Origin of the sequence: Acidovorax sp. 99 (assembly GCF_003096455.1) — a bacterium.
Taxonomy (GTDB): Bacteria; Pseudomonadota; Gammaproteobacteria; order Burkholderiales; family Burkholderiaceae_C; genus Acidovorax; species Acidovorax delafieldii.
Genome location: NZ_QEKU01000001.1, coordinates 3321961 through 3341429 on the forward strand (window position 1 = coordinate 3321961; position 19469 = coordinate 3341429).

18 protein-coding genes are annotated in these 19469 nt (G+C 66.8%); 13 read left to right on the forward strand and 5 right to left on the reverse strand.

The genetic code is table 11. From position 1 onward, the window contains the following. Window positions 1-81: 81 nt before the first annotated feature. The 5 genes from C8C95_RS15495 to C8C95_RS15515 all read left to right on the forward strand — a co-directional run bounded on the left by C8C95_RS15495 (window position 82) and on the right by C8C95_RS15515 (window position 5611). Window positions 82-1656 (forward strand): methyl-accepting chemotaxis protein, encoded by a 1575-nt coding sequence (locus C8C95_RS15495; RefSeq protein WP_116749159.1) that lies wholly within the window; start codon window positions 82-84, stop codon window positions 1654-1656. Between the two features lie 177 nt (window positions 1657-1833). Continuing rightward, a complete protein-coding gene (locus C8C95_RS15500; protein WP_116749160.1) occupies window positions 1834-2934 on the forward strand; it encodes a BMP family ABC transporter substrate-binding protein in 1101 nt (366 codons plus the stop codon). A gap of 112 nt (window positions 2935-3046) precedes the next feature. Then, window positions 3047-4345 carry a guanine deaminase gene (gene guaD, locus C8C95_RS15505; RefSeq protein WP_116749161.1) on the forward strand — a complete coding sequence of 433 codons (1299 nt, stop codon included), beginning with the start codon at window positions 3047-3049 and terminating at the stop codon, window positions 4343-4345. Between the two features lie 80 nt (window positions 4346-4425). Continuing rightward, window positions 4426-4998, forward strand: coding sequence for a dCTP deaminase (gene dcd / locus C8C95_RS15510; RefSeq protein ID WP_015012892.1), 573 nt, complete (start codon window positions 4426-4428; stop codon window positions 4996-4998). Between the two features lie 136 nt (window positions 4999-5134). After that, the gene (locus C8C95_RS15515; RefSeq protein WP_207780607.1) at window positions 5135-5611 is read left to right on the forward strand and encodes a hypothetical protein; all 477 of its coding nucleotides are present in this window, start codon (window positions 5135-5137) and stop codon (window positions 5609-5611) included. Here the strand turns inward: C8C95_RS15515 and C8C95_RS15520 are convergent. From C8C95_RS15520 to pcp, 3 genes are all read right to left on the reverse strand, one after another. Then, window positions 5563-7263, reverse strand: coding sequence for a sensor domain-containing diguanylate cyclase (locus C8C95_RS15520; RefSeq protein WP_116750306.1), 1701 nt, complete (start codon window positions 7261-7263; stop codon window positions 5563-5565). The genes C8C95_RS15515 and C8C95_RS15520 overlap by 49 nt on opposite strands. Continuing rightward, window positions 7260-8249, reverse strand: a complete 990-nt coding sequence (locus tag C8C95_RS15525) for a delta(1)-pyrroline-2-carboxylate reductase family protein (protein WP_116749162.1) — start codon at window positions 8247-8249, stop codon at window positions 7260-7262. The genes C8C95_RS15520 and C8C95_RS15525 overlap by 4 nt, the downstream gene beginning before the upstream one ends. A 121-nt stretch (window positions 8250-8370) precedes the next feature. Continuing rightward, window positions 8371-9033 carry a pyroglutamyl-peptidase I gene (gene pcp / locus C8C95_RS15530; RefSeq protein WP_116749163.1) on the reverse strand — a complete coding sequence of 221 codons (663 nt, stop codon included), beginning with the start codon at window positions 9031-9033 and terminating at the stop codon, window positions 8371-8373. A 112-nt stretch (window positions 9034-9145) separates the two neighbouring features. On the opposite strand from pcp, the gene C8C95_RS15535 reads away from it, so the two are divergent. From C8C95_RS15535 to C8C95_RS15570, 8 genes are all read left to right on the forward strand, one after another. Continuing rightward, the gene (locus C8C95_RS15535) at window positions 9146-10030 is read left to right on the forward strand and encodes a neutral zinc metallopeptidase (RefSeq protein ID WP_116749164.1); all 885 of its coding nucleotides are present in this window, start codon (window positions 9146-9148) and stop codon (window positions 10028-10030) included. Window positions 10031-10064: 34 nt separating this feature from the next. After that, on the forward strand, window positions 10065-12254 hold the full coding sequence (locus tag C8C95_RS15540) for a cyclic nucleotide-binding domain-containing protein (RefSeq protein ID WP_116749165.1): 2190 nt from the start codon (window positions 10065-10067) through the stop codon (window positions 12252-12254). A gap of 125 nt (window positions 12255-12379) precedes the next feature. Beyond that, window positions 12380-12802, forward strand: coding sequence for a group II truncated hemoglobin (locus C8C95_RS15545; protein ID WP_110959517.1), 423 nt, complete (start codon window positions 12380-12382; stop codon window positions 12800-12802). 113 nt (window positions 12803-12915) lie between these two features. Beyond that, window positions 12916-13509 carry a LemA family protein gene (locus C8C95_RS15550; RefSeq protein ID WP_015012900.1) on the forward strand — a complete coding sequence of 198 codons (594 nt, stop codon included), beginning with the start codon at window positions 12916-12918 and terminating at the stop codon, window positions 13507-13509. A gap of 19 nt (window positions 13510-13528) precedes the next feature. Beyond that, complete coding sequence (locus C8C95_RS15555) at window positions 13529-14620, forward strand: M48 family metalloprotease (protein ID WP_116749166.1); 1092 nt, start codon at window positions 13529-13531, stop codon at window positions 14618-14620. Between the two features lie 41 nt (window positions 14621-14661). Further along, the gene (locus tag C8C95_RS15560; RefSeq protein ID WP_116750307.1) at window positions 14662-15135 is read left to right on the forward strand and encodes a RidA family protein; all 474 of its coding nucleotides are present in this window, start codon (window positions 14662-14664) and stop codon (window positions 15133-15135) included. A gap of 29 nt (window positions 15136-15164) precedes the next feature. Further along, window positions 15165-15431 (forward strand): hypothetical protein, encoded by a 267-nt coding sequence (locus C8C95_RS15565; RefSeq protein WP_116749167.1) that lies wholly within the window; start codon window positions 15165-15167, stop codon window positions 15429-15431. Window positions 15432-15551: 120 nt separating this feature from the next. After that, a complete protein-coding gene (locus C8C95_RS15570) occupies window positions 15552-17618 on the forward strand; it encodes a bifunctional 2',3'-cyclic-nucleotide 2'-phosphodiesterase/3'-nucleotidase (protein WP_116749168.1) in 2067 nt (688 codons plus the stop codon). Window positions 17619-17756: 138 nt separating this feature from the next. Here C8C95_RS15570 and C8C95_RS15575 read toward each other — a convergent pair whose 3' ends face one another. Further along, the gene (locus C8C95_RS15575; RefSeq protein WP_243415778.1) at window positions 17757-18536 is read right to left on the reverse strand and encodes a Smr/MutS family protein; all 780 of its coding nucleotides are present in this window, start codon (window positions 18534-18536) and stop codon (window positions 17757-17759) included. Between the two features lie 152 nt (window positions 18537-18688). Next, complete coding sequence (gene radC / locus C8C95_RS15580) at window positions 18689-19402, reverse strand: DNA repair protein RadC (RefSeq protein WP_056641656.1); 714 nt, start codon at window positions 19400-19402, stop codon at window positions 18689-18691. Window positions 19403-19469 lie beyond the last annotated feature (67 nt).

Below are 19469 nucleotides of genomic sequence, written 5' to 3' on the forward strand. Positions count from 1 at the left end.
ACCCTGCGCCCCTTGAGACCTTGAACAGTTTCTTTGCGGAGTGCACGGGTGCCGTGTTGCCCCCCTTTTTTGGAGCCTTCCATGTTTCTCAGTCAAATGTCCATTGGCAAGCGCCTCACGCTGGTGCTCGGCCTGATCCTGGCGTTGTTTTTTGCCAGCAGCGTGGTGGCTGTGGTCAAGCTCAGCCAGCTGGGCCGAGAGATCGACGCCATGGTCAACGACAACATCAAGACCGAACGTGCTGGCTCGGACTGGCTGCGCCACACCACTTCCGGCGTACAGCGCGCTGCAGCCATCGCCAAGAGCAGTGACGCCAGCCTGATCCCCTATTTTGCGCCTGCCACGGCGGCGTCGATCCGCGAAACCAATGAGCTGCAGAAGTTCATCGAGTCCAAGATGGACACGCCGGAGAAGAAGCAGCTTTTTGCCAAGGTGGGTGACCTGCGCAAGGACTATTTGGCGGCCCGCGAGGAGGTGAGCAAGTTCAAGCAGGCGGGCGATGCCGAGAACGCCAACAAGGTGTTCACCGAGCGTTTTGAGCCCACCTCCCGCAGCTATCTGGCAGGCGTGCAGCAGATGGTGGACGGCCAGCGCGCCGAGCTGGATGCAGCCGGCAAGCGTAGCGAAGAGCTGCGTGCGCAGACCACACTGCTGCTTCAGATCTGCACCGGCGTATCGTTGCTGCTGGGCGCCTTGCTGGCCTGGCTGCTGACCACCAGCATCACGCGCCCGCTCCGCCAGGCCGAGGCCATTGCCGAAACCATCGCCAACATGGACCTGACGGGGGCTCCCCAGGCGAGCTATGCCAACGATGAGACCGGGCACCTGCTGCGCGCGCTGGATGCCATGCGCAGCGCGCTGCACCGGTCGCTGCAGCAAGTGCGGGGTGTGGTGGACAGCATCTCCACTGCCAGCACCCAGATTGCCATTGGCAACCAGGACCTGAGCGCACGTACCGAGCAGACGGCCAGCAGCCTGCAGGAGACCGCCAGCTCCATGGAAGAGCTGACCAGCACCGTGCGCCAGAGCGCGGATTCGGCCGTGCAGGCCAACCAGCTGGCCGTGTCGGCGGCGCAGGTGGCACAGCGCGGGGGCGATGTGGTGGCCCAGGTGGTGACCACCATGGACGAGATCAACACCAGCAGCAAGAAGATCGCCGACATCATCGGCACCATCGACGGCATTGCCTTCCAGACCAACATCCTGGCGCTGAACGCTGCTGTGGAAGCCGCCCGTGCGGGCGAGCAGGGCCGTGGCTTTGCCGTGGTGGCCAGCGAAGTGCGCTCACTGGCCCAGCGCTCGGCCCAGGCGGCCAAGGAAATCAAGACGCTGATCGGCGTGTCCGTGGAAAAGGTCGAGTCGGGTGCTGCCCTGGTGCAGAACGCCGGCACCACCATGGGCGAGATCGTGAGTTCCGTGCGCCGCGTGACCGACATCATTGGAGAGATCAGCGCAGCCGCGTCGGAGCAGAGCCAGGGCATTGGTCAGGTAAATGTGGCGGTGACCCAGCTGGACCAGATGACCCAGCAAAATGCAGCCCTGGTGGAAGAATCCACCGCTGCCGCGGAAAGCCTGAAGGACCAGGCTTCGCGCCTGGCCGAAGTCGTCGGTGCCTTCCGACTGGGCGCGGGCCCGCAGGCGCTGCGGCTGAACTGAAATTAATGGCGGGGCTCTGCGCGCTGCCGCAACGCCCTCCCGTGCTTGAAAGCGCTTTTTTCCGGCAGTCTTTGCAACACCGCTCCATGTAGTTTTCGCACAGTCTGACCGGCCCGGTGGCACCGTCGTCCTGCGGTGCTTCCGGTCCATTTCATCAGGGCCATGTAGAGGAACACCATGTACAAAAACCTCGCTGCCACGCTCGTGGCCGCCTGTTTTTTCTCCCCCGTTTTTTCCCAGACCACACCCGCCAAGGGCAGCGTCGCCGAGCCCGTCAAAGCCGGTTTTGTCTATGTCTCGCCCATCACCGAGGCAGGCTGGACGCGCCAGCATGACCAAGGCCGCAAGGCCGTCGAGGCCGCGCTGGGCAACCAGGTGAAGACCACCTTTGTCGAGAACGTGGCCGAAGGCGCCGATGCCGAACGCGTGATCCGCGACCTGGCCGCCACCGGCCACCAGATCATCTTCACCCCCAGCTTTGGCTACATGGAGCCCACGCTCAAGGTGGCGCAGGACTACCCGCAGGTGAAGTTCGAGTCCATCACCGGCTACAAGACCACACCCAATGTGGCCGCCGCCAATGCGCGCTACTACGAGGGGCGTTACCTGGCGGGCATCGCCGCGGGCCGCATGAGCAAGACCGGCGTGGCAGGGTTCGTGGCCGGGTTTCCCATCCCCGAAGTGCTGCAGGGCATCAACGCCTTCACGCTGGGCATGCGCTCGGTCAACCCCCAGGCCACCGTCAAGGTGGTGTGGCTCAATGTGTGGTTCGACCCGCCCAAGGAGCGCGACGCCGCCATGGCGCTGTTCAATCAGGACGTGGACGTGATTGCTTTCCATACTGGCTCCACCGCCGTGATGGCGGCTGCGCAAGAGCGCGGCAAGATGGCCGTGGCCTACCACTCGGACATGCGCAAGACCGGGCCCGATGCCCAGATTGTGGCCGTGACGCACCAGTGGGGCGCCTACTACACCGAGCGCGTGCGCGCTGTGCAAAACGGCACCTGGAAAAGCGCCAACCTGTGGGGCGGTGTGCGCGAGGGCATGATCCGCGTGGGCGACTTTGGCAGCCGTGTGCCTGTGGCCGTCCAGCAAGAGGTGCTCAATGCCCAAAAGGCCGTGGGTGCGGGCAAGCTGCAGCCCTTCCGTGCGGGCAAGGCGCCAGTGCGCGACAACGAAGGGCAGGAGCGGATCGCCGCAGGCCAGGCGCTGTCGGATGCACAAATCTTGCAGATGAACTGGCTGGTGGAAGGCGTGGTGGGTAAGGTGTCCCGCTGATACGGTCGGGCGTGTCGCCCATCGTTGTCACTGATCGGTGCTCCCCGAACCCCATAGCCTCTATGGGGTGCTGCATATACAAACGGCGCCCCCTGCCGCTAAGCTTGCCGCCATGCCTGTTTACCGTTCCGCCCTTTTGCGTTTTGCCGATGACGGCCGCGCCCTCTATGACGAAGATGGCCTGCTGGCCATTGGCCCGGATGCCCAGGGCCGCCAGCGGGTGCTGGCGGCAGGCGCTTGGCAGACTCTCGCGCCACAATTTGCCGGGGAGCCTGTGGTGCATCTGCCGGGGCGCATCCTGGCGCCGGGGTTTGTGGACATGCACATCCACTTCCCGCAGACGGACGTGATCGGCTCGCCCGCCGATGGCCTGCTGCCCTGGCTGGAGAACTACACCTTTCCCCACGAGTCGCGGTTTGTAGACCCTGGCTACAGCGCCCAGGTGGCCGAATTTTTTGTGGCCGAGTTGCTGCGCAACGGTGTGACCACAGCCCTGGCGTTCTCGACGTCTCATCCCGCGTCCGTGGACGCCTTGTTTGCCGAGGCGCAACGCCAGCAGATGCGCCTCATCACTGGCAAGGTGCTGCAGGACCGCCACTCCCCCGACGGTGTGCGCGACGACACCGAGCAGAGCCTCATCGACACCGAGGCGCTCATCCGGCGCTGGCACGGCGTGGACCGGCTCGGCTATGCGATCACCCCCCGCTTTGCGCCCACCAGCACCCACGAGCAATTGCGTGGCGCGGGCGAGCTGGCTGCGCGCTACCCCGATGTGTGGATCCAGTCCCATGTGGCCGAAAACCGCGACGAGATCCGCTGGGCGCGCGAGCTGTTCCCCGCCGCGCGCAGCTACCTCGGTGTGTACGACGACTTTGGCCTCATGCGCGAGCGTGCAGTGTATGCCCACTGCATCCACTTCGACGACGACGACCGCGCGCTGATGCGCGACACCGGTGCGGTGGCGGCGGTCAGCCCCACCAGCAATCTTTTTCTGGGCAGCGGGTTCTTCGACTACGCCGGTGCCGACCGCGTGGGGTTTGGTTATGGCCTGGCCAGCGATGTGGGCGGGGGCACCAGCTTCAGCCCGTTCCACACCATGCTGGCCGCGTACTACGTGGGGCGTGAGGGCCAGACCAAGCAGGGCCTGAGTCTGTCACCCCAGCAACTGTGGTGGCAACACACGGCGGGCGCGGCCAGGGCGCTGGGCCTGGCGGGTGTGGTCGGCAATCTGCAGCCGGGCTGCGAGGCCGATTTTGTGGTGCTGAACCCCGAAGCCACGCCGCTTTTGGCGCGCAAGACCCGCCAGGCGCGTAACCTCGATGAGCTTTTGTTTGCGCTGATCGTGCTCGGCGACGACCGTGTGGTGCAGCAAACGGTGATTTCTCAAGCAAAATACGGCTCTAGCGCTTGATATTCATGCGCTACCAGCTACGTATTTAATAGCGCCCGGCAGTCCACCACTGAGCGGGCCACAGCGCAGGGAGTTCTGCTATGAGCATCAAGAGCGACAAATGGATCCGCCGCATGGCGGCCGAGCACGGAATGATCGAGCCCTTCGAGCCTGGCCAGGTTCGCGAGGTCGAAGGCCGCAAGATCATCAGCTACGGCACCAGCAGCTACGGCTACGACATCCGCTGTGCGCCCGAATTCAAGGTGTTCACCAACATCCACAGCACGGTGGTGGACCCGAAGAATTTCGATGAAAAGAGCTTTGTCGATTTCGAGGGTGACAGCTGCATCATCCCGCCCAACAGCTTCGCGCTGGCCCGCACGGTCGAATACTTCCGCATCCCGCGCAATGTGCTCACCATCTGCCTGGGCAAGAGCACCTATGCGCGCTGCGGCATCATCGTCAACGTGACGCCGTTCGAGCCCGAGTGGGAAGGCTATGTGACGCTGGAGTTCAGCAACACCACGCCGCTGCCAGCGCGCATCTACGCGGGCGAGGGCTGCGCACAAGTGCTGTTCTTCGAGAGCGACAAGGACGACGTGTGCGAGGTCAGCTACCGAGACCGGGGCGGCAAGTACCAGGGCCAGGTGGGCGTGACACTGCCCAAGGCCTGACCAGGCGCACATGGCCGGCGGTGGCAGGGGTTGTGTCCTACACGCGCCATGCGCCTTGGCTGAAATGCAAGCATCGGTAAGTTTTCTAGCATCGGTGACACGCCTCCCGGGAGATGGAGGCTGATGGAGTTTCACCATGCTGATGTCCGCTGCCGCCTCAACCTTGTTCTTTGCGCCCACCCGCGCTCTGGCGCCAGCGCTGGCCGATCCCGCTCCAGCCTCTGCGCCTTCTGTCATCCCGCCGCCCCGGCGCCCAGACGCTGCGCCGCATTCCGCCGACGCCGACTGCCAGGCACACCACACCTACTGGCCCTGTGAGTTGCTCAATGCCTTTGTGCTGCGCATGGCAGCACACGGCCACTGCGTGAACATGTCGATGATGCTGGGCCACCGGCCCTATGCCCTGGAGCGATTGGCGTTGGCGGCCGGCGCTCCGGACGCTGGCCTGCACGAGCTGTCAGCCCAGCTGCAGCCGTATTTTGAGGCGCCCGTGCTGCAAGCCGAAAGCCCGGAGCCACGGCCCGCAACACCGGGGGACGGCGCCACTGCGGGCTCGGGCAGCCCTCACGCCTCCACGCAGACCCTGTTGCGTCCCTGGCCTTTGGCCTCGTAGAGCGCGGCATCGCCACGACGCAGCATGGCGGCGCCGTTGTCGTCTGCGCTGCGCATGGTTGCGACACCTGCGCTGACGGTGATGGTGCCCACGACCGGGTTCTGTTGCTCTGCCATGGCGGTGACAAGGGCCTGCGCAATGGACTGGGCGCCCTCCAGGTCGGTGTCGGGCAGCAACGCCACGAACTCTTCTCCCCCCAGTCGCGCCACCACATCAGAGCCACGCAGGCGGGACTCCAGCGTGCGTGCCAGGCGCCGCAGGACCTCGTCTCCGGCTTCATGCCCGTAGGTGTCATTCACCCGCTTGAAGTGGTCCACGTCCACGGTGATCAGACTCAGCGGACGGCTGCTGCGCCGCGCCAGCGCCACCGCAAAGGCCATTTGTGTCTCGAAGCCGCGCCGGTTCAGCAACCCGGTGAGGGCGTCGGTGCGTGCCTGCAGGTCCAGCGCGCGGTTCGCGGCCTCAAGCTCCAGCGTGCGCAGGCGCACTTTTTCTTCCATCGCCTCGCGGGCGGCCAGCAGGCGGTGCGTCATGCGGCCCAGAGACTGAGACAGCTGTTGTACTTCGCGGCTGCTTTGCATGGTCGGAATGTCGCTGCCGGGGAGCCCGGCCTCCACCGCACTGGCCGCGTCGGCCAGTGCATACAGGTCCACGCTCAGGCGCCGGGCGGCCAGCCAGGCCAGGGCGGATGCCAGCAGCGCGGCCGTCAGGCCAATCACCAGTGCCAGTTGCACGGTGTTGTCTGCCTCCGCGAAAGCCAATTCGACAGGCTGGCGCGCCACGATGCGCCAGCCCAGATCGCTGGCCGCGTTGCGCGGCTGCAGCTGCGTGGCAGCGGTCAGGTAGCGCTTGCCATCCCTCCACCGCACCACGGTGGTCTGCGTCCGGTCGCCATCACGGTTGTTGTTGACACTGATGTCCTCGGGCAGTCGCTGCCCGGCGGACCGCATCACCTCGGTCTGTCCGCCAGGCGCAAAAATCAACTGGCCTTCGCGGTCAAAGATGAACAGTTCCAGCGCGCTTTCATCGGATGACGCAGGGGTCAGACTCTCCAGTACCTCGCGTGTCCACTGCCAGCTGCCGTGGATGCCCAGCACGCCCACCGTGGTGGGGCCGACGCGAATGGGCGCTGCAAAGTCCACAAACCGGTGTGGTTCGCCAGTGGCGGTGGGGGGCAGCAGGGACTCCAGCAGCTTGGCGGGGTGGACGTCGCCCACATGCACCCCTTCGAGTCCGTGTTGAAACCAGGGCCGCTGGGCCACGCTCTGGCCCACCAGCAGGCCGCGTGTGGCATTGCGCACCACGCCTTGCGCATCGGCCACACCGATCCAGAGGTTGGTGGGCTGCATGGCCTGGCTGCGGGCCAGCATGTGCTGGGCCTCGGCAGAGTCGAGCCCCTTGGACCACACCACTTCGGCACTAGCCATCACCTCCGCCTCCAGGCTGCGCTGCATGAGGCCCAGGGCCAGGAGCTTGCCTGCGTTTTCGGCGACCACCTGCAAGGAACTGCCTGCATCGCGCTGAATGCGGTGCTTGAGCAACTCGCCAAACCCCAGCGACAGCAGCACTGACAGGGTCACGACCAGCGTGCCAAACACCAGCGCGATCTGCATGCGCAGGCTGTGGTCTGAAAAACGTGTGATGAGCATCATGCGGAAGGGTCTGCCCAGTGTGCCGTCGCGGCCGGTGCCGGGCTGGCGCGGCGCAGGGCCAGCCGGGCTGCTGCCAAGTCCCAGCCTGCCCAGCCGCAACTCTTGAACAGCACCGGACCCGAACGCCGCTCGGGGGCTGTGGCACCGAGGCTCCGGACCATCTCACCCAGCGTCGGCAGCGCCGCCACATCCAGGCCTGCCTGCAGCAGGTCGCCCGCCTCATGGAGTGCATCGCTGGTGTCCACCAGGATGCGTCCGTGCCGCGCCACATGCTGGCAAAGGGCTGGGGCCAGCTCTGCCATGGCGGGCGTGAAAGCGCCCACGGCCGCCAAAAATGCGTCGGGCCGGGGCGGGGCGCTCAGCACCAGCGCGCTGGCCGTGGTGCAGGTCGCTATCAGCGGGCAGTGGGGCACGGCGGCATCGGCATCGGCCACCACCCGCACGTGGGCGCCCAGGCCGCGCACCTGCGCTGCCAGGGCCTGGGCGCTGGCGCTGCTGCGCGAGGCAATCCACACCTCGCGCACGCCCAGGCCGTGGATGAATGCCTCGGCATGTGCCAGGCCCTGCACCCCTGCGCCGACGATGAGCAAAGGGCCCTGTGGCACCTGCGCCAGATGCCGGGCGGCCAGCAGAGAGACCGCGGCGGTACGCCGTGCGGTGACAGTGGGCCCGTCCAGCACCAGCCGACGCTCGCCCGTGGCGATGTCAAACACCACCACATCGCCCTGGATCGACGGGCGTCGTGTGCCCGCGTTGCCCGGGGTAAAGGTGATGAGCTTGGTCATGGCCACCGATTGATCCGTGGCGGGCATCACAAACAAGCTGCCGCCTTGCGCCAGCGGCAGCACGGTACGCTGCGGCACCACGACTGTGGGGTCTTTGAGCAAGGCCGCTATTTCGTCAGCCAGATCGGACCAGGGCAACCGCACAGCGGTGGCTGCTGCATCCAGCACGCCCGAGGGAGCTGAAGAGGGGGCAAAAAGCATAGGCGGACTGTACACAGCATGCCGCTCTTGTGGGAGCGGAGAAGCCCTCACCTGTGCAGTGCCCAAGATCACCCAGCGTGTGCTGGGCGCGGGTTCAGGTTCGCCATGGCGGCCATGCCCATCAATGCGTGGCCCCCGCCTGCAGCACGATGTCCTGCGGCGTCAGCACCGCAGCCCACAGGGCGGCATGGATGCCGCGCACCATGTCGCGCAGGGGCAGATGGGGGTCCCCCTGGCCACTGAGCCAGGGCACATGCACAAAACCGCCCCGTGCGCCCTCTGGGCCTGTGCCTTGTGCCAGCAGATGCATCAGGCCGTACAGCACATGGTTGCAGACAAAGGTGCCAGCGGTTTGCGACACTTCGCAGGGCACGCCTGCGCGTTGCACGGCGCGCAGCATGGCCTTGATGGGCAGGCTGGCAAAGTAGGCGGCAGGTCCGCCGGGTTGCACCGGGGTGTCTATGGGCTGTGCGCCACCGTTGTCTGGAATGCGCGCATCGTTGATGTTGATGCCGATGCGCTCGATGGACAGCGCTGCCCGACCGCCTGCCAGGCCCAGGCACAGCGTGAGGGTGGGCCGGTGTTCTAGCAACAGCGACTGCAGCCGCTGCAACGACTGCCCGAACACCGTGGGCAATTGCGCGGCCACCACCTGGTGTCCTGCGATGCGCTGCCCGTGCAGCGCTTGCGCAATGAGCCAGCTGGGGTTGTGCGCGCCACCACCAAACGGATCAAAACCGGTCAGAAGAATGGTTGGCGCGCCATGGTGTGCGGCAGATGTCATGAAAGGCAGGCAAAAGCGGGGTGGAACACATCGTAAATCGTCCGCGCCAGGGCGGCCCCGCGCGTAACATGCAGGCTTGGCCGCCCCATCTGGCGGGCGCTGGAGAGACGCAATGAAATGGGAAGGCAATCGCGAGTCCGACAACGTGGAAGACCGCCGTGACGAGGGCGGCGGCGGTGGATCGCCGGTGTTTGGTGGGCGCAGCATCAGCATCGGCACCATCGTGATCGCGCTGGTGGGGGGCTGGGTGCTGGGCATCAACCCCTTGACCATCCTGGGGCTGCTCAGCGGCGGCGGCCCGGCGCCCCAGGTGCAGACGCAACCCCATGCCCCGGCCCACCGCCCACCGGCCGATGACACCATGGCACGTTTTGTGTCCACGGTGCTTGCCGACACGGAAGACGTGTGGGGCGAGGTGTTCCGCCAGGGCGGCGGGCGCTACCAGGACCCGCGGCTGGTGTTGTTCCGGGGCGCTACGCCCACTGCATGTGGTACGGGGCAGGCAGCCATGGGGCCGTTTTACTGCCCCGCTGACCAGAAGGTCTATATCGACCTGGGTTTCTACGAGACTCTCAAGACCCGGCTGGGTGCCCCGGGCGACTTTGCCCAGGCCTACGTGATTGCCCATGAGGTGGGCCACCACGTGCAGAACCAGCTGGGCATCAGCGCCAAGGTGGACCAGATGCGGGGCCGTGTGAGCAAGGTGGAATACAACGCGCTGTCGGTGCGGCTGGAGCTGCAGGCCGACTGCTTTGCGGGGGTGTGGGCCCACCACGCCCAGAAGTCCCGCCAGATCCTGGAGCAGGGCGATGTGGAAGAAGCCATGAACGCCGCCGCCAAGATTGGTGACGATGCGCTGCAGCGGGCCAATGGCGGCGCGGTGGTGCCCGAGAGCTTCACGCATGGCACGAGCGCCCAGCGGCAGCGCTGGTTCAACAGCGGCCTGCAAAGTGGCAGTGTCAAGACCTGCGACACCTTTGCGGCGCGCAGCCTGTAGGCGCGCAATGCCCAGGGATTATTAGACCTTCTCCATGCCGCCGACCGCACCCGTGACTGCCTCGCTGCATCGCCGTGCCGGGCCTTCGGCGGGGGCTGAGGTCGGGCCGTCGGCGCCGCAGCCCTCGGGCGCAGCGGCGGCGTGGTCTGCGGCAGCGGTCACCGTGCCCCACGCCGTGGGGCTGGGGCTGCTGGCATTTGCGCCGCTGGCGGGCGAACATTCGCTGGCCGCGCTGGCTTTGTGGTCGGCTGCATTGCCCGGCCTGCTGCTGACCCTGGCGACACCCCGTGCCGGGGTGGTGTATGCACCGACCACGGTGGTGGCCCTGCTGTTTGCCGCCGTGCTGGCGACTGCCCACGGTGCGGCCCCCAGCCTGGGCCTGAGCGCGCGCCAGGTGCTGGCGGTCAGCGGTGCCACGGTGGCTTTGGCCTTTGTGTTCCAGTGGCTGCTGGGGGTGTTGCGGCTGGCGTCGGTGGCGCGGTTTCTTCCCATCTCGGTCACCCACGGGTTTGCAGCCGGTGTGGGCTTGTCGATGGTGGTGGGACAGGTGCGCAATGGCTTTGGTGCGGGTGCCGATGCGCTGTGGGACGCACGCACCGGCTGGCACCTGCTGGCTGCGCTGGCCGTGGTGGCGCTGGCCTGGGGGCTGCGCCAGCGCTGGCCCCGCATGCCAGGGCTGCTTTCGGCCGTGGCCCTGGTGGCACTGGCCGTGGCGCTGGCGGGGGTATGGGGTGTGGGGCTGGGCAGTGTGTTTGTGCCTGCCGTGCCGCCCAGCGTGTTTGCCTGGCCCATGCTGCCCGACTGGACGGGTATCCCCTGGATGGCCCTGGCCCGGCAGCAGGGCTCGGCCCTGGTGGTGTTGGCGGTGCTGATGGCGCTGGTCAACAGCCTGGAGATTCTGGTATTCAACCAGGAGCTGGAGCTGGACCATGGCCTGCGTGGCAATGCCAACCTGGCGCTGCGCCGCGAGAGTTTGCTGGGTGCGCTGTGTGGGCTGATGGGCATGATTCCCGCATCCACCAGCGCGTCGCGTTCGCGCATTGTGCTGGCGCAGGCGGGGGCCTCGCGCGATGCCCCGCGCTGGCACGCCGCCATCATGCTGGGGGTGGCGGTCACGGGGGCGTGGTGGCTGCACTGGGTGCCCATGGCCTGTCTTGCCGGAGGGCTGGTGCTGGCGGGGCTGATGCAGGTGCCGGGCCTCATGTGGTCGCTGGGCTATGCCCGCCGGTCCCGGGTGACCTGGGCGCAGAGCTGGCTGGTGGCGCTGGTGTTTGCCGTGATGGGGGGCGTGGGGGCGCTGGTGGCTGGCCTGGTGGTGGCCACGTTTGTGCTGCTGCACGACTCTGCCGCCACGGTGCTGCGCCATGTGCGTCTGGATGGCGAGTTGCGCTCGCGGCGCTTGCGCCGTGCCGGGTCGGACAGCTGGCTGACGCCGCGCATGAACCAGGTGGCGGTGTTTGAACTGCAAGGCGTGATGTCTTTTGGGGTGGCCGCCCATCTGGCCGAGCAGGTGCGCATGCTGCTGCTGCCGCGCCATCGCTGGGTCATTCTGGACGCGGGCCGCGTGCCCGCGTGGGACAGCACGGCAATGGCCCAACTGCGGGCGCTGGTGCGTGACCTGGACCAGCAGGGCATCGCCGCGGCCGTGGCAGCCCTGGACCCCATGGCCGCCGAGCATGCAGGGGAGCATGTGCGCGCCTTTGCCGACCTGGACCGGGCGCTGGAATGGGCCGAGGTGGGCATCCTGTCGCAGCGGCCCATCGAGCAACGCCCCGCGCACCCCGAGCGCGATGTGCTGGGCGAGGTGGGCGAAGGCGTGCCCAAGGCCGCTGCCGAGGCCTTGCAGGCGCTGCTGGTGTCCCAGGCCGTCCCGCCCCATGGCGTGGTGTTCCATGCGGGGGATACGGACCATGACCTCCTCGTGGTCAAGTCTGGCCACATCACGCTGGTCACCCAGTGGCCGCCCGACAAAGGCTTGCGCCTGGCCACCGTCGGTCCGGGCATGGCGTTTGGCGAGATGGCCTTCCTCAACGGTGCGGCCCGCAGTGCCTGCGCGGGCGCCGAACGTGGCCCGGCGCATCTGGTGCGTTTGTCGCGCGCGCATTTTGACGCCTGGGCAAGGCAGTACCCCGAGGCGGCCCTCACGGTGATGAACAACCTGGCCCAGATCGGCGCCCGGCGCCTGGCGGTGACCACGCGGCAGCTGCGGGCAGTGCTGGAGTAACGGGGCGCATGGCATCGGGTGTCGATGTGTGGTTGTCCCACACGCGCTGCAGGCGCTGACAAGGCCCAGATTTCTATAATCCAAGGCTTCCCGACACCGCCTGGCAATCTCTTTTTGCCAACCCCATGGAATCCACCCCCTCGTCCTCCGCCGCAGAGGCCCCTGTGGCCACCACCCCTTTTGAATGGATCGGCGGCGAAGAACGCGTGCGCGCCCTGACCGAGCGCTTCTACGACCTGATGGACCTGGAACCTGGTTACGCCGAGCTGCGTGCCGCCCATGGCAGCGACCTGGGCCAGGCCCGGCAAAAGCTGTTCATGTTTCTGTGCGGCTGGCTGGGCGGGCCGTCGTACTACACCGACCAGTTTGGCCACCCCCGCCTGCGTGCGCGCCACATGCCGTTTGCCATCGGCATCAAGGAGCGCGACCAGTGGGTGGCCTGCATGGACCAGGCCATGGGCGAGACCGGCGTGCCCACCGACCTGCGCGTGCGGCTGAAGGAAAGCTTCATGGGCACGGCCGACTGGATGCGCAACAAAGGGGTGTAGCCAGCCCGCAAGGCGGCCCTCTTTTGCGCCCTTGAAGGGTGCCCTTACGGGTTTCCCGAGGCTTCTTCCGCAGGCTCTAAGATGCTCCCTCCAACAAATTCAGGAGGTGGGGTATGTCGGCAACTGCATGGGTCGTGGTCGTTGTGCTGGTCGCTGTGGGGTTGTGGGCTGTGGCGGTCTACAACCGGCTGGTGCAGTTGCGCAACCGCATTGCCAACGCGTTTGGCCAGATCGATGTGCAGCTCAAGCGCCGGTATGACCTGATTCCCAATCTGGTGGAGGTGGCACGTGGTTATCTCGCGCACGAGGCCGCCACGCTGGAGGCCGTCATCAAGGCCCGCAGCCAGGCGCAGGGCGCGGCTGCAGCGGTGCGTGCCGCACCGCAAAGCGCCAGCGCCATGGGCGCGCTGGCAGCGGCAGAGGGCGTACTCGGCGGCAGCTTGGGCCGGCTGATGGTGGTGGCCGAGAGCTACCCTGAACTCAAGGCCGACGCCACCATGCAGTCGCTGTCCGAAGAAATCACCAGCACCGAAAACCGCCTGGGCTTTGCGCGCCAGGCCTACAACGACCAGGCGCTGGAGTTCAACGATGCGGCGGCGCAGTTCCCGGACCTCATCGTCGCGCGCCTGCTGGGTTTTGCGCCCGCGCCCATGCTGGCGTCCACGCAGTCCGACGAAGAGCGCGCCGCGCCCCGGGTGAAGTTCTGACCCTTCCACTGCCACATCCATGAAGTTCTGGGATCACCAGCACAACGCGCGCAGCGAGACGCGTCGCCTGCTGCTGGGTTTTGCCTTCGCTGTGGTCGTTCTGGTAGCGGCCGTGCATGCGGCCCTGGCGCTGGCCTGGTGGCTGATGGTGGCGGTGCTGCCCGTGCACTTGCCCTTCCCACAAGGTTTTCTGGCCGCCAATGTGGGGGTCTCGCTGATGCTGGTGCTGGGCGGCTGGTGGGTGGAGACGTCCAACTTGCGCGCAGGCGGTGTCAAGCTGGCACAGCGTGTGGGCGCGCGCGAGTTGCGCCCGTCGCTGTCGCACGCCGAGCAGCGGCTGTCCAACATCGTGGACGAGCTGTGCATTGCCGCGCACATGCCGCGCCCGCAGGTCATGGTCATGCCGCGCACCGATGCCATCAATGCGTTCGCTGCCGGGTGGGACGAGAGCGACGCCGTCATTGCCGTGACGCAGGGCGCCCTGGACTACCTCACCCGCGAAGAGATGCAGGGCATGGTGGCGCATGAGCTGAGCCATCTGCACGAGGGCGACACTCGCCTGAAGATGCGCCTGGCGGGCATGGTGTTCGGGCTGGAACTGGTCTACAACTTTGGCGACACGATGCGCGAGCGCCGGGGCCTGGCCTGGTGGTTCGGTTCGGCCATCATGGTGGCGGGCTTTGCGGGCTGGCTCACCGGCCGCATGCTCAAGGCCGCCGTATCGCGACAGCGCGAATATCTGGCCGACGCACGCGCGGTGCAATGGACCCGCAGCCGCGATGGCCTGGGTGGTGTGCTGCGCAAGGTCATGGCCCAGCGCCGCGACACCCCGGCCGGGTATGCCGAGAACCCCGTCCACACCGGCTTGGCCCACCCGGCTGTGCAGCACATGCTGCTGGTGGACGTACCCGGCCGCAGCCGCATGGAGCGCTGGCTGGACACCCACCCCACGCTCGACGACCGCGTGCAGCGCTTGTATGGCCGCCGCATGCAGCCCTTGCCCGCCGTGCCCGTGCCGGCAGGGCATGAATCGGCGCGGCGTGACGAGGGTGGGACTGCCGGCACCGTGTCGATCGCCTCGCTGGTAGACCCTTTTGCGCGCTTCATGTAGCCCGCAGCGAAGACTGCAGTTTTTTTTGGAGACCCATGTTCATGTCACGCGATGCGAGATTTGAGGAACAGGCCCAGGCACTGGGCTACCGCTTTGATGGCGAGATCAAGATTGGTGGTAACTACGTCCCGCTGGTGCGTGACGGCCACCACATCTACCTGAGTGGGCAGATCCCGCGCGTGGGCGACACGGTAGTCGTCACGGGCGCGGCGGGGGCCGGGGCCTCGCTGGCCGATGCGCAAAAGGCCGCCAAGGTCTGCGCGATGCGCGCGCTGGCGCTGCTGCAGCGCGCCGTGGGTTCGCTGGATGCCGTGCAATCCATCCTGCGCATTACCGTGTATGTGCAGTCGGCGCCCACCTTCACGCAGCAAAGTGAGGTGGCCGATGGCGCGTCGGAGGTGCTGTTTGCCGTGCTGGGAGATGCTGGCGCCCATACCCGCACGTCGGTCGGGGTGCTGCAGCTGCCCAAGAACGCGACGGTGGAGGTGGACTTGATCGCCTCGGTGCGAGCCTGACGGATCCCCCCGCGTCTGGACAACATCCTATGACCGCCGCTGAACCACTCCCCACACCTGCTCAACAGCCGGAAGCCCATGGGTACCCGCGGTTCAATGTGTTCGGCCGCATCGTCGAGGTGCGCCGCGAAGGCGCGCTGTGGCAGGCCTACCGCGTGGGCGCTGACGGCAAGCGCACGCCCTCGGGCTTTGTGATCCCCGACTTTGTCGAAGAGCATGAACTTGTGCAGTTTCTGGAAGACCTGTTCCACGAGAGTGCTTCACCCCACAACGGCGACGTGCACCGCATCGATTGAGCTGCCACGAGGCCCGCTGACTGCCGCGTGCGGCGAGGGTGTTGCATCGACGTTGCCACGTCACACCGCTGTCAAACCCGGCCCAGACACTCGGTCCCTTGTTTCCAACAGGGACTGTTCATGTCTGAACGCATTCTGGGTTTTCTGATTTCCCCTTCGCAGGTTTCACGCCGTGTCGCCGCACTGGGTGTGGTAGCACTTGCCGCGTCGCTGGCTGCCTGCGGCGGCAGCAGCGACAACGCCAGCAGCAACGCGGGCGCCACGGCCACGCTGGCCGTGCTGGAGACCACCGACCTGCACTTCAACGTGCGCAGCTACGACTACTTCAAGCTGGCCGAAGACAAAAGCTACGGCTTTGAGCGCACGGCCACGCTGGTGCGCGCGGCCCGCAAGGAGTTTGCCAACACGCTGCTGGTGGACAACGGTGACACCATCCAGGGCACCGCACTGGCCGACTACGAGGCCACCATCAGCCCTATCCCCTGCACGCAGCAGCTGTCCATGTACAAGGCCATGGGCGCGCTGGGCTTTGATGCGGGCACGCTGGGCAACCACGAGTTCAACTACGGCCTGCCCTTCCTGAACCAGGTGCTGGGTGGCGGGCTGGACGTGGATGGGGTCGATGCCACCAAGAAATGCGCAGGCGCAGGCTACCCCGCCGTGCTGGCCAACGTGTACAGCAACAAGACCAAGAAACCGCTGGTGCAGCCCTACACACTGCTGGAACGCACGCTGGTGGCCAAGGGCACCGATGGCAAGGAAGTGAAGCTGCCGATCAAAATTGGCGTGATTGGCTTCACCACCCCCGGCATCATGAACTGGGACAAGCGCTACCTGGAAGGTAAGGTCTACACGGAAGGCGCCGTGGAATCCGCTAACAAGTACGTGCCCGAGCTGCGCGCCAAGGGCGCCGACATCGTGGTAGCGCTGTTGCACGGCGGGCTCGATAGTGCCGCCTACTCGGCCACCATGGAGAACCCGGGCTTGTACCTGTCCAAGGTGGCGGGCATTGATGCCATGGTGATGGGCCACCAGCACGGCGTGTTCCCCGACACCGCAGCCACGCCCAGCTTCAACCTGCCCGGTGTGGACCACAAGGCGGGCACGGTGAACGGTGTACCTGCCGTGATGGCCAGCTCCTGGGGCAAGGCCCTGGGCGTGGTGCAATTGGCGTTGCAGTGGGACGGCAGCAAGTGGGTGGTCAACAAGTCCGCCAGCAAGAGCGAGCTGCGCAACACCCAGAGCAAGAATGCCGCTGGCGCCACGGTGACTGTGGATGCAGACCCCGCCATCGCCCCGCTGATAGAGACCCAGCACCAAGCTGCGATCCAGTATGTGAAGACACCGATCGGCCAGACTGACTTCCGCATGAGCACGCTGTTTGCTGATGTGGGTGACCCCGGCGCGATCCAGATCGTGAACCAGGCACAGCAGGCCTATGTGGCGGCTTACATCAAGGCTAGCCTGCCGCAGTACGCTGCGTTGCCCGTGCTGTCGGTGAGCGCACCGTTCAAGAGCGGCTTCCAGGGCGGAGCCGACTACACCGACGTGGCCGCGGGCCCGCTGGCCATCAACAACGCGGCCGACCTGTACCTCTACCCGAACACGGTGTACGCGGTGAAGGTGAACGGCGCGGACATCAAGAACTGGCTCGAAGCCGCTGCCAAGCGCTTCAACCAGATCGACCCGGCCAAGACCACCGAGCAGCAGCTCATCAGCACTTTCCCGGGCTACAACTTCGACATGTTCACCACGGCGGACATGCAGTATGAGATCGACGTGACCCAGCCCGTGGGCAGCCGCATCAAGAACCTGACGTACCTGGGCAAGCCCATCGATGTGGCGCAGGAGTTCGTGATCGCCACCAACAACTACCGCGCCACCAGCGGCAAGAGCTTCATCGACAAGCTCGACGGCTCGGGCACCATCTGGGCCTCGCCCGACGCGAACCGCGATGTGGTCATCGACTACATCCGCAAGAACCCGGCAGTGACCCGCGCGGCCAACGGCGCTGCCAAGAGCTGGCGCTTTGCCAAGGTCACGGTGGCGGGTCCGGTGGTGTTCAGCTCGGGCGCCAATGGCCTCAGCGTGGCGCAGGCGGCCGGGCTGGGCAATGTGTCGCTGCTGGCGGCCGATGACGGGTCGGGCAAGGGCACGTCTAAGTACGGCGTGGACCTGTCCAAGTAGTCGTCCCCCTCCTGTTACGGAGGCCGCGGCGGTGCATGCGTTCGTAGCACCGCTATGGAGCAGCCTGCTGTAGGGCTCTGAAATGCTCTGCTTTTGATAGCTGCAAGCGCATATGGATGTAGCGCTTGCAGCTATTTTTCATGAATTTTTGCGTAGAACGGGTTGCAACAGCACCACGAGCGCCCCTGCGCCCCCATCCATGGGTCGCGCCTGTACGAAGGCCAGCACCTCGTTCTTCTGCACCAGCCAGCGCTGCACGCGGCCCTTGAGCACGGGGCTTTTGCCGGGCGAGCCCAACCCCTTGCCATGCACCACGCGCACGCAGCGCAGGCCCGTCTTGTGGGCATGACGGATGAAGTCGCCCAGCGCTTCGCGCGCCTCGTCCACGCGCAGGCCATGCAGGTCCAGCTGGCGCTGGATGCTCCAGTGGCCAGAGCGCAGGCGGCGCGTCACTTCCACACCAATGCCTGGGCGGCGAAAGCTCAACTGGTCGTCGGTGTCGAGCAGGGTGCTCACGTCGAAGTCGTCGCTGATGGATTCAAGCAGCACCCGTTCCTCGTCCAGCCAGTGCTGCACCGGCAGCGGCGGCGGCTGGTGGCGGCGCAGACGCGCCACATTCGGGTTGCGCAGTGGGGTGACGGGGCCCACGCTGCGGCTGAAGAGGTGGCGCTCGGCTTCGGCCCGTGCTGCCGCTTCGCGTCGGGCTTTGTCTTCGGCCTCGCGGCGCTCCTGCTCTTCACGCAGGCGGCGGGCCACGGTGGCCAGGTCCTGCAGCTGGGTGATGCGCTCGCCCGCACGGCGCGGGGCCGGAGGGGCTCGGCGGCGGGGTGGTGAGGGGCTCGCTGCGGCTGTGGGCCCGGCGGGGGCCTGGCGCAGCGGGCGCATCGCTGCCTTGGCGGCTGCCTTTTTGTCAGCCAGGCCTGCGCGCCGGGCGGACCGGGGTGCGCTGGGGGCCGGGGCGGCGGCTGTGGCTTCCACCGGGGGCGCCTTGCCGGGAACAGCGCGCGCAGCACGCGCCAGCGCGGCTTGCAGGGCCGTGGGCGGCTGGGCGGGTGTGGGGGCTGGGGCGGTCACACCAGGCCCTTTTCAGCCATCGACAGCGCCTGGCCCGGTGCCACGATCACATGGTCGAGCACGCGCACGTCCACGAGGGCCAGCGTGGTCTTCAGGGTCTGGGTCAGCGCCTCATCGGCACGGCTGGGTTGTACGCTGCCGCTCGGGTGGTTGTGGGCCAGCACCACGGCGGCGGCCTGGTGGTGCAGGGCGCGCAGCACCACCTCGCGCGGGTACACGCTGGTCTGCGTGAGCGTGCCGCGAAACAGCTCCTCCAGTGCCAGCAGGCGGTTTTGCGCATCGAGAAACAGCACCGCAAACACCTCGTGCCCCTTGGCGGCCAGGTGCAGCTGCAGGTAATGCTTGACGGTGTCGGGCGAGTCGAACACTTCGCGCTCGCGCAACTGCTGGGCCAGGGCGCGGCGGGCCAGCTCCAGCACCGCCACCAGCTCGGCGCGTTTGGCCGGGCCCAGGCCCTTGATGCGCTCCAGGTCGGCCGCGCTGGTGTGAAGCAGCCCGGCAATGCCGCCAAAGCCGCCAGTGACGGCGCCCGTGTCCGGGTCGATACCGGGCGGGTCCAGCAGCTCCTGCGCCATCTGCAGCACGCCTTTGCCCACGATGCCGGTGCGCAGCAGGATGGCCAGCAGCTCGGCATCGGCCAGTGCAGCGGGGCCGCGTGCCAGCAGTTTTTCGCGGGGCTGGGCGTCGGCGGGCAGGTCTTTGAGGGGCATGGCGCGAGGAAAGTACGTGCGGGGCAGGGCACCGATGGACCCAGCCGATAGGGGTTTCCCCGGTTTT

Excerpts from the sequence above, each read along its gene's own strand:
- C8C95_RS15495 (WP_116749159.1), top strand. The coding sequence starts at position 82 with ATGTTTCTCAGTCAAATGTCCATTGGCAAGCGCCTCACGCTGGTGCTC.
- C8C95_RS15500 (WP_116749160.1), top strand. The coding sequence starts at position 1,834 with ATGTACAAAAACCTCGCTGCCACGCTCGTGGCCGCCTGTTTTTTCTCC.
- guaD (WP_116749161.1), top strand. The coding sequence starts at position 3,047 with ATGCCTGTTTACCGTTCCGCCCTTTTGCGTTTTGCCGATGACGGCCGC.
- dcd (WP_015012892.1), top strand. The coding sequence starts at position 4,426 with ATGAGCATCAAGAGCGACAAATGGATCCGCCGCATGGCGGCCGAGCAC.
- C8C95_RS15515 (WP_207780607.1), top strand. The coding sequence starts at position 5,135 with ATGCTGATGTCCGCTGCCGCCTCAACCTTGTTCTTTGCGCCCACCCGC.
- C8C95_RS15520 (WP_116750306.1), bottom strand. The coding sequence starts at position 7,263 with ATGATGCTCATCACACGTTTTTCAGACCACAGCCTGCGCATGCAGATC.
- C8C95_RS15525 (WP_116749162.1), bottom strand. The coding sequence starts at position 8,249 with ATGCTTTTTGCCCCCTCTTCAGCTCCCTCGGGCGTGCTGGATGCAGCA.
- pcp (WP_116749163.1), bottom strand. The coding sequence starts at position 9,033 with ATGACATCTGCCGCACACCATGGCGCGCCAACCATTCTTCTGACCGGT.
- C8C95_RS15535 (WP_116749164.1), top strand. The coding sequence starts at position 9,146 with ATGAAATGGGAAGGCAATCGCGAGTCCGACAACGTGGAAGACCGCCGT.
- C8C95_RS15540 (WP_116749165.1), top strand. The coding sequence starts at position 10,065 with ATGCCGCCGACCGCACCCGTGACTGCCTCGCTGCATCGCCGTGCCGGG.
- C8C95_RS15545 (WP_110959517.1), top strand. The coding sequence starts at position 12,380 with ATGGAATCCACCCCCTCGTCCTCCGCCGCAGAGGCCCCTGTGGCCACC.
- C8C95_RS15550 (WP_015012900.1), top strand. The coding sequence starts at position 12,916 with ATGTCGGCAACTGCATGGGTCGTGGTCGTTGTGCTGGTCGCTGTGGGG.
- C8C95_RS15555 (WP_116749166.1), top strand. The coding sequence starts at position 13,529 with ATGAAGTTCTGGGATCACCAGCACAACGCGCGCAGCGAGACGCGTCGC.
- C8C95_RS15560 (WP_116750307.1), top strand. The coding sequence starts at position 14,662 with ATGTCACGCGATGCGAGATTTGAGGAACAGGCCCAGGCACTGGGCTAC.
- C8C95_RS15565 (WP_116749167.1), top strand. The coding sequence starts at position 15,165 with ATGACCGCCGCTGAACCACTCCCCACACCTGCTCAACAGCCGGAAGCC.
- C8C95_RS15570 (WP_116749168.1), top strand. The coding sequence starts at position 15,552 with ATGTCTGAACGCATTCTGGGTTTTCTGATTTCCCCTTCGCAGGTTTCA.
- radC (WP_056641656.1), bottom strand. The coding sequence starts at position 19,402 with ATGCCCCTCAAAGACCTGCCCGCCGACGCCCAGCCCCGCGAAAAACTG.